Annotated in this window: 11 protein-coding genes and 1 pseudogene; 6 read left to right on the plus strand and 6 right to left on the minus strand. The window is 69.3% G+C overall.

What is annotated here, in order from left to right; all coding sequences use genetic code 11:
• Window positions 1–104 precede the first annotated feature (104 nt).
• Window positions 105–3,104, minus strand: a complete 3,000-nt coding sequence (locus tag QCD66_RS02900; protein ID WP_375733709.1) for a glycine--tRNA ligase — start codon at window positions 3,102–3,104, stop codon at window positions 105–107.
• A 196-nt stretch (window positions 3,105–3,300) separates the two neighbouring features.
• On the opposite strand from QCD66_RS02900, the pseudogene QCD66_RS02905 reads away from it, so the two are divergent.
• The 4 genes and pseudogenes from QCD66_RS02905 to QCD66_RS02920 form a co-directional block, all read left to right on the plus strand.
• Window positions 3,301–3,822: pseudogene (locus QCD66_RS02905) on the plus strand (DUF6244 family protein); the annotation flags it as partial.
• A 212-nt stretch (window positions 3,823–4,034) separates the two neighbouring features.
• The gene (locus QCD66_RS02910; RefSeq protein ID WP_375733685.1) at window positions 4,035–4,421 is read left to right on the plus strand and encodes a hypothetical protein; all 387 of its coding nucleotides are present in this window, start codon (window positions 4,035–4,037) and stop codon (window positions 4,419–4,421) included.
• A gap of 12 nt (window positions 4,422–4,433) precedes the next feature.
• On the plus strand, window positions 4,434–4,880 hold the full coding sequence (locus QCD66_RS02915) for a SitI3 family protein (RefSeq protein WP_375733684.1): 447 nt from the start codon (window positions 4,434–4,436) through the stop codon (window positions 4,878–4,880).
• A gap of 493 nt (window positions 4,881–5,373) precedes the next feature.
• Window positions 5,374–5,637: a type II toxin-antitoxin system Y4mF family antitoxin gene (locus QCD66_RS02920; protein WP_407567230.1), complete on the plus strand. Its 264-nt coding sequence runs from the start codon at window positions 5,374–5,376 to the stop codon at window positions 5,635–5,637.
• Between the two features lie 49 nt (window positions 5,638–5,686).
• Here QCD66_RS02920 and QCD66_RS02925 read toward each other — a convergent pair whose 3' ends face one another.
• The 5 genes from QCD66_RS02925 to QCD66_RS02945 all read right to left on the minus strand — a co-directional run bounded on the left by QCD66_RS02925 (window position 5,687) and on the right by QCD66_RS02945 (window position 11,819).
• A complete protein-coding gene (locus QCD66_RS02925) occupies window positions 5,687–7,126 on the minus strand; it encodes an ATP-binding protein (RefSeq protein WP_375733682.1) in 1,440 nt (479 codons plus the stop codon).
• Window positions 7,127–7,215: 89 nt separating this feature from the next.
• A complete protein-coding gene (locus QCD66_RS02930) occupies window positions 7,216–8,601 on the minus strand; it encodes an FAD-dependent oxidoreductase (RefSeq protein ID WP_375733681.1) in 1,386 nt (461 codons plus the stop codon).
• Between the two features lie 3 nt (window positions 8,602–8,604).
• Window positions 8,605–9,522, minus strand: coding sequence for a carbohydrate ABC transporter permease (locus QCD66_RS02935; protein ID WP_364210457.1), 918 nt, complete (start codon window positions 9,520–9,522; stop codon window positions 8,605–8,607).
• On the minus strand, window positions 9,519–10,430 hold the full coding sequence (locus QCD66_RS02940) for a sugar ABC transporter permease (protein ID WP_364210459.1): 912 nt from the start codon (window positions 10,428–10,430) through the stop codon (window positions 9,519–9,521). Before QCD66_RS02940 ends, QCD66_RS02935 begins: the two co-directional genes overlap by 4 nt.
• Window positions 10,431–10,448: 18 nt before the next feature.
• Window positions 10,449–11,819, minus strand: a complete 1,371-nt coding sequence (locus QCD66_RS02945) for an ABC transporter substrate-binding protein (RefSeq protein WP_375733680.1) — start codon at window positions 11,817–11,819, stop codon at window positions 10,449–10,451.
• Window positions 11,820–12,021: 202 nt separating this feature from the next.
• On the opposite strand from QCD66_RS02945, the gene QCD66_RS02950 reads away from it, so the two are divergent.
• Window positions 12,022–12,921, plus strand: coding sequence for a dihydrodipicolinate synthase family protein (locus tag QCD66_RS02950; protein ID WP_364210465.1), 900 nt, complete (start codon window positions 12,022–12,024; stop codon window positions 12,919–12,921).
• Window positions 12,922–12,989: 68 nt separating this feature from the next.
• Window positions 12,990–13,994, plus strand: coding sequence for a LacI family DNA-binding transcriptional regulator (locus QCD66_RS02955; protein WP_375733679.1), 1,005 nt, complete (start codon window positions 12,990–12,992; stop codon window positions 13,992–13,994).
• The last annotated feature ends 18 nt before the right edge of the window (window positions 13,995–14,012 follow it).

Genomic DNA, 14,012 nt, shown 5'->3' on the forward strand with positions numbered 1-14,012 from the left:
ATCAAGGACTAGTTGCGCGACAAATCACGGCACAACCGGCACGGTTTGTCCTTGATCAGCGCCGAACCCGCCGGGCGCGCACCCCGCCCGCCCGGGCATCGGGGTCACATCCGCAGATGCTCCCAGGCCAGCACCGGCGTGCCCAGATCGGCGACCGACGCCAGCAGGCCCAGCCGGGCCTGCCGCAGCCGCTCGTCGTCGACCATCACGAACACGTCGTCGAAGAACGTGTTCACCGGCCGTACGATCCCACCGGTCGCCTCGACGAACCGGTCCAGGTCCGGCGCGTCGCCGAGTCCGGCCCGCGCCCACACCAGCGCGTCGTGCAGGGCGACCTCCGCCGGCTCGACCAGCACCCCCGGGTCGTACTGCGCCGGCGTGCCGGCCGGCACGATCCGCCGCGCCCGCTGCAACGCCTCGGTGAGCTGCTGGAACCCGGCCTGGTCGACCAGCTTGTCGAGCTGCGCCAGCGTCCGGTCCAAGAAGTGCGGCCGGTCGGCGTGCGGCAGCACCGCCCGGATCCGGTCGACCGGCTGCTCCTCCTCGGTGAGCTGCTGCTCGAACCGGCGGGTGACGAACTCGGCGACGGCCTCCAACACATCGTCGGAGACCGGCACCGGCTGCAGGTCGGCCGCCAGCCGCAACGCCTCGCGCAGCGACACCGGCGCCAGCACCGGCCGCCGCCGGAACACCCCGAGCAGCCCGAGCGCGGCCCGGCGCAGCGCGAACTGGTCGCTGCTCCCGGTCGGCAGCCCCACCGTCGCGGCCAGCCCGGTCAGCAGGTCGAGCCGGTCCGCGACCGACAGCAGTTCACCCGCGACGCCACGCGGAAGGGCGTCCTCGGTGTTGCGCGGCCGCTCCGCCTCGAACAACGCCTCGGCGACCGCCGCCGGCTCCCCGGCATGCGCCGCGTAGTCCCGGGCCATCGTCCCCGCGAGACTGGTCATCTCCGTCACCAGCTGGCTGCCCAGGTCGAACTTGACCAGCGTCGCGGCCCGGTCCAGCACCGCCCGGTCCGGCCCGTCCAGCCCGACCTCGTCCGCGAGCCGGCGGGCCAGCGCGGCGATCCGGTCCGCCCGCTCCGCGACCGAGCCGAGCCGGTCGGTGAACGTCAACCGGGCCAGCTTCGCCCGCATCTGCGCGAGCGGCGTCTCCCGGTCGGTGCGGTAGAAGAACAGCGCGTCCTCGTACCGGGCCCGCAGCACCGCCTCGTTCCCGGCCCGAACCAGGTCGGCGTGGACCGGCCCGTTCGCGACCGCGACGAAGTACGGCAGCAGCCGGCCGTCGGCGCCCCGGACCGGCAGGTAACGCTGGTGCTTGCGCATCACCGTCGCCAGCACCGCCTCCGGCAGCGACAGGTAGCTGTCGTCGAACCTGCCGAGCAGCGGCGCCGGCTGCTCCACCAGGAACGCGACCTGCTCGATCAGCCCGCGCTCACCGTCGACGTCGACATGACCGCCCACCCCGGCGGCCAGCGTCCGCGACCCTTCGACGATCCGGGTCCGCCGGTCCGCGTGGTCGAGCACGATCCCGGCGGCCTCCACAGCCTCCACATAGGACTCCGCCGATTCGACGGCGATCTCCGGGGTGGGCGCCGTCCGCAGCACCCGGGTCCGCCGGTCGGCGACCAGCGCCGACACCCGGGCCGGCACCACCTGGTCGCCCCACAGTGCCAGCAGCCACCGGATCGGCCGGGTGAACGCCAGCTTCGGGTCGTTCCAGCGCATGTTCCGGCCCGACCGCAGCGCCGCGACCGCGCCCTCGACGACACCGGCCAGCACCTCGGGCGCACCCCGCCCGATCTCACGCCGCACCAGCACCATGTGCTCGGCGTTGCCGACCTGTTGCCGTACCAGGTCGACGACCTCGACCCCCTGCGCCCGCGCGAACCCCCGCACCGCCGGGGTCGGCTCGCCGGCCGAGTCGAACGCCGCCGCCACCTTCGGCCCCTTCACGACCCGGTCCTGGTCCTCCTCACGGGCGGCTACCCCGTCGACCAGGGCGACCAGCCGGCGCGGCGTCGCCCGCACCGTGATCCGGCCGTGCGCCAGCCGGGTGTTCGCCAGCCGCGCCGTCAACTCCTGCGCAAGCTGGCCGGCGGCGGCCCGCCCCTCGACCGGCGGCATCTCCTCGGTGCCGACCTCGCAGACGAACGCGCGCGGCTCCGGCCCACGCGGCACAAGGTCGACATCAACAGCCTCCGGTACGGCGACCGGCGCGCAGACCCCCAACGGATGATCCAGCTCGGCCCGGCGCTCCATCCACAACCGCGCCACGTCACCGGCCAACCTGCGCATCCGGGCGAACTCGGTCGCCCGCTCCGCCGTCGACACCGCACCCCGCGCGTCGAGCACGTTGAACGCGTGCGAACACTTCAGCACGTACGTGTGCGCCGGCACCGGCAGCCCGGCGTCGATCATCCGCTGCGCCTCGGACGCGTAGAGCTGCAACAGGCTGCGGTTCGCCGCGATGTCCGCGTCGTCGAGGTAGTAGCGCGACATCTCGTACTCGCCCTGCCCGAACAGTTCCCCGTACGAGACGGTGTCGGTGTAGGCGATCTCCTTGAAGTGCCGTACCCCCTGAAGCGCCATCAGGATGCGCTCGATCCCGTACGTGATCTCCACCGCCGGCGGGTCGAGGTTGATCCCGCCCGCCTGCTGGAAGTACGTGAACTGGGTGATCTCCAGCCCGTCGAGCCAGACCTCCCAGCCCAGCCCCCAGGCGCCCAGGGCCGGCGACGCCCAGTTGTCCTCGACGAACCGTACGTCGTGCGCGGCGACGTCGATGCCGAGCGCCGCCAGGCTGCCCAGGTACAACTCCTGGCTGTTGCCCGGCTCCGGCTTCAGGATCACCTGGAACTGGGTGTGCGTCTGGATCCGGTTCGGGTTCTCCCCGTACCGGGCGTCGTCGGGGCGCACCGACGGCTCGACATACGCGACCCGCCACGGCTCCGGACCGAGCACCCGCAGGAACGTCGCCGGGTTGAGCGTGCCCGCTCCCACCTCGGTGTTCATCGGCTGGACCGTCAGGCAACCCTGCTCGCCCCAGTAGGCGGCGAGTCGAACCAGCGCATCCTGCATCGTCAACACGTCGGGTAACTCCATCCGGTCGGGAGGCGGTCGCACCTCCCCGGCGATCGTCGTACGTTCGCAGGCGACTCTACTTCCCACCCCGCCCTGGGGTTCCCGGTCGGCTGGCGACCCCATCGGCTGATCGAGGTGCGAGACCTGTGACAGGGCGTCGAAAGCCGGTAGGTTGCAGATTCCGGAACCGTCCGTTCTCGGTTGAGGTAGCTGACAGATGTCGAACATCGAGGAGATCTCCGGTGAACTCCGCACATTGACAGCCGGTGTCGAGCGTGCGCGGAGCCTGACCACTGCGGCCGACAACCAGGCGCAGGAGGTTGCCGTACGGGCTGCGGTCGCCGGGTTCGCCGCCGTCGCTTCCGGCATCCTCCGGGTACGCGCCGCCATCTCCGCAGTCCAGGCCGAACTGGCCAGCATCGCCACGTCGATCGATGGCACCATGAACACCGCCGCGGCTGTCCCCCTTGAAGCCAGCCCGCACGAGACCATCGCAAAACTGGCGACGGTCCAGCAGGGCATCGCCATCGTTTGCGAGACCTGCACCGCGACCATCACCCATGTCGAGGACGCCCAAAGACTCGTCAATGCGATCCTGCATAGCGGTCAACCCGACTCGCTCCTCCAAGCCTTGGACAGCGTCAAACAGGTGCTGGTGCTCATGGTGCAGCGCAGCGGTACCGCCCGCCAGGCCGTCGAAGCGGCGATCAACCAGGCACGGCAGGTCGGTTCGTCGGGAAAACGGTCGGGGCTGGCGGTTCTGCGCCGACCAGCCCCACCTCGAGCGATAGCGGTGGCTCGACGCGCACGGTCACTGACCTGGGCGGCACGGGAGCCAACGGCCGTGACGTGGGTATGCCGTGGACGAGAAGTCCTACCGGATCGCCCGGCGGGTTGCCGACGGGGCCGCGTACCAAGACGCAGGACCACGACGATGCCACCCGGCGGGCGTTGACCCTCGAAAATGAATGTGCCGACCTGCTTGCTGACAGGGGCTATCGGGTGCACCAGAACCCGACCAGGCAAGAGGTCGCGGATGCACGGCTACGTACCGGCGACATCGGAAACCTTCGCAAGACCCCCGACTATGTGATCGAGGGGCATGTCTTCGATTGCTATTCTCCGACTCCGCCCAAGCCCGTCCGGGGTATATGGACCGAGGTAGTCGGAAAGGTCACCGACCTACAGACCCAACGTGTGGTGCTCAACCTTGAGGACTGGCGTGGCGACCTGGCAGCCCTGCAAAAGCAATTTGATGACTGGCCCATCACCGGACTGAAGGAACTGGCTGCGGTAACGCGGAAGGGTGCGATCGTGCAGATCGTGCCACGGCAGTAGGAAGGGTGCGAGATGGGGATCAGCTACCGACTGACGCTGGGTGGCGACATTCCGTTGCGTGATGTAGTTGAGATCGCCGCTCCGGACGCTATCGAGACGCGTACTCCGGCCGGCGGCCAACTGTTCAGCTCCGCACTATACGAGGAGCGTGGATATCTGATCAGCCTCAGTTCAGGACGTAACGGCTACTACGACGCCGAGGATGACGACGGCTACTGGGAGTGGGAGCCCGCAGAGTTCGTCAACATCAGCTTCGACATGGCCAAAGACGACCAGGTTGTCGAGGGGGTGTCCAACATGGTGGTAACGGTGGCCCGGGTGCTTGCCGGCCGGCCCGAGGACGCCGCCCTCGTGCTCAACGGAAACTGGCTGTTGCTTACCCGCGTAGCCGGGGCGTTGCGCAAGCACCGGTCCCAGTGGTGGGCCCACTACGGCGTGGACGCTCTCATGCCCTGGTAGGTGCGGTATGCCAGGCGCGAGTAGTTCCTCGGGCCGTACGGCGCGTCGAGGCCGGAGCAGGGCGAGCCGCGGTGGGAGGCCGCGACGAGGGGGAGTGGTTCGGTGGTGAGCCGGTTGTGCAGAGGTTGCAGCGCGGTTGGTCGCGTGTCGCGGCTTTGCCACTTGACCGAACCGACGAACAGTAGTCTCGCGCGCTACCGGGCTACGGCCGGTACTTGTCGGGTAACTCCATCCGGTCGGGAGGCGATCCCGCTTTCGACGGTGAGCGATAGGCGGCCCGGGCGTCGAAGCAGAGCAACCACGGCTGGGTCGGCGCCTTTCTGGCTGCCTTCGGAGGAGTTGCGTCGGATACCTCGAAACCGATCCTGGATCCCGCACGTTCGTGCGGATTCTGCTGGTGAGCGCCGGTCTTCTGGCCTAGCTTGCCCACTACCCGCACGTACGTGCGGGTAGTGGGGCAGGAGATCGCATGACGGAGCTTGGGAGCGGGACGATGGGCGATGCCCTGGCAAGCACCGTTCGGTTGCGTCGGCGGCACCTGAGCCTGAGCCAGGGCGAACTGGCGGACCTTGCCGGAGTGTCCGAACGATTCGTGAACGCGTTGGAGAACGGCAAGCGAACCGTCCAGTTGGACAAGCTTCTGGCGGTCCTTTTCACCCTCGGACTTCATCTCGAACTCCGTCGGGGCGGCGCGCGCGGGATCAGATCCGCTGTCGGCGGAGACGCGACTACCCGGTCCGAGAACCAACCCCGGTGATGCTCCGAGCCTGGTAGGTGCGGGGGCGGGGTGCGCCGGCCGCGCGGGGCTAGGCGGCGCTGCTGGTGGGGCGCCAGGCGGCGATCAGTTGCTCGGGGCCGTACGACGCGTCGACGCCGGGGCAGGACACGCCGCTGCGGGAGACCGCCACGAGGGGGAGTGGTTCGCTGGTCAGCCGGTCCCGCTGGCGTTGCAGCGCGGTGAGGTCGCGTACGTCGAACGTGTCGCGGTCGAGCCATTTGATCGATCCCACGAAGAGCAGTTCGCGGGCGACCGGACCACGGTCGGCGCCGACGATGTCGATCTCGACGTCGTTGGTGCGGGTCCAGTAGCCGCCGATGGTCCCGGCCACGGGCAGTTGGCCGTCCGGCAGGATCCGGGCGAGCGCGTCGCGGATCAGTGGTTCGACGGCCCGGCCACGCCAACTGGTCCAGCCGCGGCGGATCCGTTCGAGCGTCAGGTCACCGCGGCCGCGTTCGATCTCCGGCATGTTCGGGGCGATGAACTGGAGCCAGAACCGCAGGTAGGGGTCGGTGATCCGGTAACGCCGTTCCTTCGACGGGGCGGTCGACAGGGGTAGTTCGCCGACGACGAGCCGCTTGTCGGTGAGGGCCGTCAGCGACCGTTGCAGCGAGGTGGCGGCGAGTTCACCGGAGGCGCGGGCGATGTTGCCGAACGTACGCTCGCCGGACCCGATGGCGGACAGGACGGTGCGGGCCTGGACCTGGGACGGGAACTCGGCGGCCAGTGACCGTTCGGCGGAGACGATCAGCGCCGAGGTCGGGTCGGCCGTCGCGGCGGCGAGGAAGTCCCACAGGTCGGTGCCGGGCGGCCACTCGGTGCAGATCAGCGGAAGCCCACCGGTCACCAGGGCGGCATCGATGGCCTCGGCGGCCGGCAGGTTCATCATCACGGCCAGGTCCGCCGGGTTGAGCGGCCCGACGACCATTTCGCGACCCCGCTGGTGGAACGGGCGGCGGTAGTCGTTCAGCGCTTCCATCATCGACAGGTCCGAGCCGATCAGGATCAGCAGCACCGGCTTGCGGGAGAGTTGTCGGTCCCAGGCCCGTTGCAACAGCCCTTCGAAGACCCGCTCGGAGTCCATCAGGTACGGGACCTCGTCGATCACCACGACGCTCGGTGCCTCGTCGGGCAGCGTGGTCGCCAGAAGCCGGAAGGCGGCGTCCCAGTCGCGTGGGTTCGCCGTCGCCAGCAGTTCGCGGTCCGGCAGCGTCGACTCGGCGGCGTCGGCGCAGAACCGCCGGATCTCCTCGCCGGGAGACGAGCCCGCGGCGGTGAAGAAGAAGTTGGCGACGGCCGTGTCTTCGACGAACTTCTCCACCAGCCGGGACTTGCCGACCCGGCGGCGCCCACGGATCAGCAGGCAGCGTCCCGGCCGGTCGGTGCCGGGCAGGACCCGGCCCAATTCGGTCGAGAGGAGCGCGAGTTCGGCGTCGCGGCCGACGAAGGCGGTCAAGGTATCACCCACGTTACTATCTTTCAGGATACTATCTCTGATGATAGTAACTCGGATGTGAGCGTGGCCCGCCCCGGTTCCGGGGCGGGCCACGACCTGATTCAGCGGGCGCCGATCACGCCCCGCTGGCGCAGCCGGGCCTGCAACTCCCCGACGTCCAGCAGTCGCGGGCTGACCCCCTTCCGCACCGCCAGCGCCGCCGCCGTACCCGCCGCCTCACCGGTGGCGAAACAGGTGGCGGTGATCCGGGCGGAGCCGTTCGCCTCGTGCGTACTGGAGACACACCGGCCGGCGGCGAGCAGGTTGTCGTGTTCGGCGCCGACGAGGATGCCGTACGGGATGTCGTAGGCGGACGCCAGCCCGTCGGTGTGCGACAGGCCGGGCGCGTTGGCGTCGTGTACGTCGATCGGGAAGGCTCCCTGCCCGACACTCTGCGCCGACCGGCGCCCCTGCTTCACGTCGTCCTCGGTGAGCGTGACGAGGCCCGTGATCCGGCGGGACTCGCGTACCCCGACCCGGTCGGCGACCTCGGCCAGGTAGGCGAGCCGGCCGCCGGGCACGTACTCGCGGAACCAGGCCACCGTCTCCATGACCTGCTGGGCGAGCTTGAGATAGGCGTCGCCGTTGCTCGACCCGGGCTCGACCGGTGTGCGGGTCAGGTTGAGCACCGCCTCGCCGCGGCTCGGCCAGGCGGCCAGGTGCATCTCGGTACGCCGCCACGACAGCCGGCCGTCGGTGTGGCCCTTCGCCAGCAGCTTTCCGAATCCCCACAGGTTGGCGTGGTCGTCGACGGCGTCCCCGATCCGGCTGCCCGGCCGCAGGTCGTCGGGGTTGTCGGCGGCGTACTTCAGCAGCGGCTCGTAGTCGACGCCGCCGAGCTTGAGCAGCAGCGACCCGGGCTGGGTCGCGTCGGCCCGGTCGGTCTGGAAAGACGCGCCGGCGAGGGCGAAGACGACCGCGTCGCCGGAGCAGTCCACGACGATCCCCGGGCGGATGATGGTGCGCCCCCGCCCGGGGATCTCGGCGACGACGGCGGTGACCGTGGTGCCGGTCCCGCCGTCGTCGTTTCCGCCGGTCCCGGCGGCGGTCTCCACGTCGACGACGACGGTGTTGAGCAGCAGGCGCACGCCGGCCCGGCGGAGCAGCACGGCCTCGCACATGGAGAGTTCGGAGTGGTTGACCGGGGTGCGGGTCGCCGTGTACGACACGTCGTCCGGGATGTGGCCGGGCGATCCGCCGTACTCCTGGAGCAGGGTGACGATGCGCTGGCCGACGCCGCCGGTGACCTGGTTGCCGGTGGCGTCGTGGAAGCCGGCGCTGTGCTCCAGCAGCTGGCGGGCGAGCGTACCGCCGACGTGGCCGCTGGCCTCGACCAGCAGGGTGTCGGCCCCGGTCTCCGCCGCCGCGATCGCGGCGGCGGTGCCGGCCGATCCGGCGCCGACGACGAGCACCTGGGGGGTGAGTACGGGGGTTTCGGTACGCGACACGCGTCAGCCTTTCACGCTGCCCGCGGTCAGACCCTTTTCGTAGTAGCGCTGGAGCACGAAGAAGAGCCCGACGACGGGGATGGTTACCAGGGTGCTCAGGGCCATGATCGCGCCCCAGCGGATGTCGAACGAGGTGACGAAACCGGCCATCGCCACCGGTGCGGTGACGTTCTGGCCCTGTGCGATGACACTGGCGAAGAGGTATTCGTCCCAGGAGAGGATGAACGAGAACATGGCGGTCGTCGCCAGCCCGGTCCGCAGCAGCGGCAGGGTGACCGTGAGGAAGGACCGGAAGTAGCCGAGGCCGTCGACCCAGGCGGCTTCCTCCAGTTCCTTCGGTACGGCCTCGACGAACGACTTCATCAGCCAGGTGGTCAGCGGCAGGGTGATGGTCAGGTGGGCGATGATGATGCCGAAGAGGCCACCGACCAGCCCGAGCGCCGACAGTGCCAGGTAGAGCGGCACCAGCAGCAGGATCGCCGGGAAGAGGTACGACACGCTCAGGCAGGCGAGCAGCACCTTGCGGCCGGGGAACTCGAAGCGGCTGACCGCGTATCCGGCGGTGGTGCCGACGGTCACCGAGACGAGCGTGGTGACGACGGCGACGATGAAGCTGTTGACGAACCAGCGCACCGCCTCGCTGCCCTCGAAGACCTCCCGGTACCAGTCACCGGTCAGCCGGGACGGGATCAGCGACGGGTCGGACTGGAAGAGTTCGTCGGCGGGCCGGAACGAACTCAGCGCCATCCACAGGATCGGCCCGACCGCGAAGAACACGATCAGTGCCAGGGCGACGATCCGGCCGATGACCGCGGCGACCTTCTTCCCCGACGTTTTCGGCGGTGCCTTCGCCGGGGTGCGGGTCGGCCCGCCGTCGGCCCGCGCCGTGGGGGGCCGCTTGGCTTCGCTTGTCACGCTCACTTGGACCGCCTTCCCCGGGTCCGCACCACGAGCCAGCCGGCCACGCCGACCGCGGCGAGGAAGAGCCCGACGGCCGAGGCGATGGCGGCGGCGTAGCCGATCCGGAACTCACCCATCACGACTTTGTAGATGTAGGTGGAGAGAACCTCGCTCGACCCGGCCGGCCCGCCGCGGCTGAGCAGCCAGACCAGCTCGAAGTACATCAGCGTCCAGATGCCGCGCAGGGCCAGTAGCGCGATGGTCGCCGACTTCAGGTTGGGCAGGGTGATGTGGACGAACTCGCGCCAGGCACCGGCGCCGTCGACCCGGGCCGCCTCGTACTGTGCCTTGTCGATGCTCTGCATCCGGGCCCAGTAGACGAGCATCGCGAAGGGGAAGCCCCGCCAGATGTTCACCAGGATGACGGTGAACAGCGCCGTTCCCTCCAGGCCGAGCGGGGTGGCGCCGGCCGGCAGGAATCCCCACGATTGCAGGTTGCTGCTGATGATTCCGTAGTGGCCGTCGAGCATCCACTGCCAGACCAGGGCGGTCGCGATGACCGGTACGACGTACGGGATCAGCAGGAGCTGCCGGATCCAGCGCATGCCGCGCCAGTTGGTGTCGATGAGCAGCGCCGCGATCAGCCCCAGGACGAGCTGGCCGGCCAGTGACACCACCGTCCACAGCAGGGTGTTGCCGATGGTCGACAGCAGGTTGCGGTCACTGCCCAGTGCCGTGTAGTTGTCCAGCCCCACGTAGGAGGCGTCGCCGGTCAGCAGGTCGATGGAGAACAGCGACGTACGGAAACTCTCGAAGATCGGGTACGCCAGGATTATCGCGAAGAGCAGTGCCGCGGGCACGGCGAACGCCATGCCCGCGCGCTGCTGCCGTCCGGTCAGGGTCCGGGACAGGAAGGCAGGTTGCGTCATTGCCATCAGGGGAACCAATCAGCTGACTTTGGCGAGACGCTTCATCTCGGCGTTGATGTTGTTGAAGGCCTGCTCCGCGGTGATGCTGCCGGCCGCGGCCGACTGGAGCTGGTCACCGACGAACGTGGTCGCCTCGATCTGGCCGGCGAGCTGGTTGAGACCGGCCTCCATCCCGTAGCGGTACCACTCGGGCAGGATGTTCTCCCGGATGGTCTGGATCTCCGGGGCGAAACGCCGCACGGTCTCGTTGCCGGTGTAGGTGGCGGACTCCGCGGCGCTGTTGGTCGCCGGCAGTGCGAACACCGGCCGGGTGTTGGTGCGGGCGGCGGCCAGGTCGGGCTGCATCATGCATTCGACCAGCGTCTTCGCGGCCTTCTCACGCCGCTCGTTGCTCTTGCCGACCATGAAGAAGTAGCCGCCGCCGATCGAGCCCTGCGGCTTGGTTTCCGCGGTCGGGCCGGGCAGCGGGAAGACGCCCATGTTGTCGATCATGCTCGGGTTCTGCTCGGCGGCCAGGCCGACGACGGCACCGAAGTCGAGCACCATGGCGAGCTTGCCCTGCGCGTATCCGGTGCGGAAGTCGTTCCACGACCAGGTGCGCGACTCCGGCGGGGACGCCGCCTTGTAGAGGTCGAGCATGAACTGGGTGGCCTCGATCGCCTTGGCCGGGTCGCGGTCGAGCGCGTATTCGCCGGTCCGCGGGTCGAAGGTGTGTACGCCGTTGGCGTACAGGAACTGGTAGTAGGTCTGCGGGGCGACCAGTGCCGAACCCATCGGTACGGCGAAGCCGCGTACGCCGTTCGCCGGGTCGTCGAGCTGCTTGGCGGCGGCCAGCAGTTCGGGCCACGACTTCGGGATCTCGATGCCCTTGGCCTGGAAGAGGTCCTTGCGGTACCAGACCTCCTGGTGCAGGGCCCAGTCCGGCACCGCCCAGGTCTGGTCGTCCTTGCCGACCGCGTGCAGGAAGGACGGGATGAAGTCGTCCTTGCCGTGGCTGTCGATGACGTCGTCGACGGGGACGATGAACCCGCCGGCCTCGGCGGCGGCGACACCACCCTCGATGGTGTTCATGACGTCGGGGCCGTTGCCCGCCTTGAACGCGGTCACCATCTTCGGGTACATGCTGTCGAACGGGACGGCCTCGAACGTCACGCTGACGTCCTGCTGCTGGGTGGCGCACTGCTCGGCCTGCTGCTGGATCGCCCCGGCCTGAGTACTCACCGTGAGGTTGGTCCAGAAGGTCAGATTGATGGGTCCGCCGTCGTCCGCGCGGCCGGCCGAACTGCCCGTTCCGGCGCCGGGCGGGCTGCACGCGGCGAGCAGCGCGACGGTCCCGGCCACCGCGGCGGCGGTGACTGCGAGCCTCGCTCTGGGGTGGTTGCGGATCATGGTTCGTCCTCTGGTAGCGGTGCGGTGTGTGGTCTGTGTTATCGGTTACACGATCACGTGGCCGTCGCGTACCTGTCAAGAGCAGGCTCGAAACAAGCCTGTCATGCAGCGCAAATCCACGGTTGACATCCGCCAGGTGATGCGAAATATTCGATCGTAGTTGTAACCGGTAACATTGAGCCCTGTCGAGAGAGGTCGTCACATGGCTTCAGCAGCACCCGAGTTCGCGGGGATCATTCCGCCGCTCGTGACTCCGTTCGACGCGGAGGAGAACATCGACACCGAAGCCCTGCGTGCGGAGATCCGCTTCCACCTCGCGGTGGGCGTGCACGGGCTGTGCGTCACCGGCTCGACCGGCGATGGACAGATGCTCTCTCTTGAACAGTCCGTAACCGTCGCCAAGATCGCCGTCGAGGAGGTCAAGGGCGCCGTACCGGTGATCGCCGGCATCATCCGCGACTCGACCGCCGAGGTCATCCGCTACGGGCTCGCGCTCAAGGAGGTCGGCGTCGACGCCCTCCAGGTCACCCCCGTGCACTACCTCTTCCAGCCGGACGAGGAGACCACCCTCGACTACTACCGGCGGATCTGCGACGCCACCGACCTGCCGGTCCTGATCTACAACGTGATCCCGTACGCGCTGATCCCGGCGACCACCGTCTACCGGGCCATCCAGGAGATCCCCGGCGTCGTCGGCGTCAAGCAGTCCGGCGGCAACATCCACCAGCTCGCCGACCTGCTCAAGGCCGCCCCCACCGAGGGCGTCGTCTTCACCGCCGTCGACGACCTGCTCTACCCGGCCTACCTGCTCGGCGCCGGCGGGGCCATCAGCGCCACCCTCACCGTCGTGCCGCAGCTCTGCGTCGACCAGTGGGACGCCGTCCAGAAGGGCGACCACAAGACCGCCCTGGAGATCCACAACAAGCTGCTGCCGGTGTGGCGCGCGATCGACGGTTCCAACATGACCGTACGCATCAAGACCGCACTGAAGCTCCAGGGCCGCACCGGCGGGCTCGGCGCCCACCCGCTCACCCCGGTCAGCGAGCAGGAGGAGGCGGTGATCCGGGCCGCCCTCGTGGAGGCCGGCGCGATCACCGCGTGATTGACTCACCGACGCCGAAGGCTGTACCTCTGGTGGACATCCCTCGGCCTGGAACAAGGAGTCGTCTGGTGGCAGGAATCCGGGACGTGGCCAAACTGGCCGGCGTGTCGACCGCGACCGTGACGCGCGCACTGCGGGACGAAGCCTCGGTGACGGCGGCGACCAAGGCCAAGGTCAGGGCCGCCGCCCTCCGGCTGGACTACGTCCCCAGCGCCGCGGCACGCGCCCTGTCCCGCGGCCGGTCCAACCTGCTCGGCCTGTTCGTACCGGACATCACGAACCCGTTCTACGCACAGGTCGCGCAGGGGCTGGAGGACCGGGCCGCGGAGGCGCGCTACCACTGCGTCATCGCCAGCTCACACCTCAACCCGGAGCGTGAGCGCCACCTGCTCACCTCGTTCCAGGACGGCACCCTCGCCGGCCTCGCCGCCACCACGGTCGGCACCGACGAGGGATTCACCACCGCACTCGGTGCCACCCGGGGCCCGCTGGTCCTCGTCGACCGGCGGCCCCGGGGCATCAAGGCGCCACTCGTACGCACCGACAACCGCAAGGTGACCCGCGGCGCGATCAGCCAGCTCTTCGAGATGGGGCACACCCGGATCGCGATGATCTCCGGGCCGCGCGACTTCGACACCGCCTGCCAGCGGCTCTCCGGATTCCGGCTCGCCTACAAGGCGGCCGGGACCGCCCTGCCCGACGAACTCATCCGGCACGGCCACCTCGGCGAGGCCGGCGGCTACAAGGCGATGAACGAGCTGCTCGAACTCGACCCCCGACCGACCGCGGTGTTCTGCTTCAACAACCTCGTCACCGTCGGCGCGCTCAAGGCGATCCGGGAGGCCAGACTGCGCATCCCGACCGACATCAGCATCCTGGCCTTCGACGACATGAACCTCTTCCCGCTCGTCGACCCGCCGATCAGCGCGATCGACCAGCCCGCGTACGAGATGGGCCGGGCCGCCGCCGACCTGCTGCTGCGCCAGCTCGACGGCGAACGCGGCCTCGGTGACGTCGTACTGCCGGCAACGATGATCATGCGGGAGTCACTGGCCCCGCCCAGCACCCGCTGAACCGAATCGAGAGACCAC

It is taken from the genome of Polymorphospora sp. A560, from assembly GCF_045781765.1.
Taxonomy (GTDB): Bacteria; Actinomycetota; Actinomycetes; order Mycobacteriales; family Micromonosporaceae; genus Polymorphospora; species Polymorphospora lycopeni.

Coding starts and splice junctions, on each gene's coding strand:
- QCD66_RS02915 (WP_375733684.1), top strand. CDS start 4,434: ATGGGGATCAGCTACCGACTGACGCTGGGTGGCGACATTCCGTTGCGT.
- QCD66_RS02945 (WP_375733680.1), bottom strand. CDS start 11,819: ATGATCCGCAACCACCCCAGAGCGAGGCTCGCAGTCACCGCCGCCGCG.
- QCD66_RS02940 (WP_364210459.1), bottom strand. CDS start 10,430: ATGACGCAACCTGCCTTCCTGTCCCGGACCCTGACCGGACGGCAGCAG.
- QCD66_RS02950 (WP_364210465.1), top strand. CDS start 12,022: ATGGCTTCAGCAGCACCCGAGTTCGCGGGGATCATTCCGCCGCTCGTG.
- QCD66_RS02920 (WP_407567230.1), top strand. CDS start 5,374: ATGGGCGATGCCCTGGCAAGCACCGTTCGGTTGCGTCGGCGGCACCTG.
- QCD66_RS02900 (WP_375733709.1), bottom strand. CDS start 3,104: ATGGAGTTACCCGACGTGTTGACGATGCAGGATGCGCTGGTTCGACTC.